Origin of the sequence: Falsiroseomonas oryziterrae, assembly GCF_021864505.1 — a bacterium.
In the GTDB taxonomy this organism is placed as follows: domain Bacteria; phylum Pseudomonadota; class Alphaproteobacteria; order Acetobacterales; family Acetobacteraceae; genus Falsiroseomonas; species Falsiroseomonas oryziterrae.
Map to the genome: position 1 here is coordinate 1 of NZ_JAKJIB010000652.1, position 833 is coordinate 833.

Annotated in this window: 1 protein-coding gene; it reads right to left on the bottom strand. The window is 77.9% G+C overall.

All coding sequences use genetic code 11. The features are described from left to right. The coding region (locus tag L2I40_RS23885; protein ID WP_237217831.1) for an NAD(P)/FAD-dependent oxidoreductase at positions 1-811 on the bottom strand (811 nt) is incomplete at its 3' end. Between the last annotated feature and the right edge of the window lie 22 nt (positions 812-833).

Genomic DNA, 833 nt, shown 5'->3' on the forward strand with positions numbered 1-833 from the left:
GCGGGGCAAGCGCCGCGCCACCGATGAGCAGCCAGGGCGCACGGCCCGTCAGCGTCGCCAGCCAGCCCGCGAGGCGCATGCCGCCGCGCACCTCCGCCGCCCAGCGCGCGTGATGCGCGGCGCCGGCTTCGCCACGACGCAGCGCATCTGCCGCCCGCAGCCCCGAGCACAGCGCCATGGCGACGCCGTCGCCGCAGAAGGAGGGGATGACGGAGAGCTGGTCGCCGACACGCAACGGCCCGCCGCCCCGGTGCACATAGCCATAGGGGACGCCGGCCACCGTCATGGGCCGCCCGACCGCGGGCCGCAGGTCGCGCAGCGCCCGCTCGGCGAGCGTCGAACCGGCCGCGACATGGGCGATGAAGCCCGACGCGCAGCGCGCCGCCTCCGCCACGCCAGGTGCGCGCGGGTCGAGCGCGGCGCAGAGATTGGCGCCACCCCCCGGACGCGGCTGCAGCCCGGCATAGCCGCCGGCACAGGCCAGCAGCAGGATCGCGCCTTCGGGCGGCGTGCCGGAAAGCGGCAGCTTCACGCCGATGGCGCCGCCGGACGCCGCGCGACGCATCCCGCGCAGCTCGTGCTTTCCCGTGGCGAGCACGAGCGCGCCGGTGCGCATCGCCTCGCCATCCGCCAGCCGCAGCCGCCAGGTGTCACCCTCGGCGCCGACGTCGCGCACCGCGGTGCCGCAGCGGATCTCCGCGCCGCAGCCCCGCGCGGCCTCCAGCAGCGCCGCATCCAGCGTCGCGCGCGGCAGGCCCCAGGCGGCGAAGGGCAGTAGCAGCGACGCCTCGCGCCGGCCGGCACCGAGCATGGCGCGACGGATCGGCAACGCG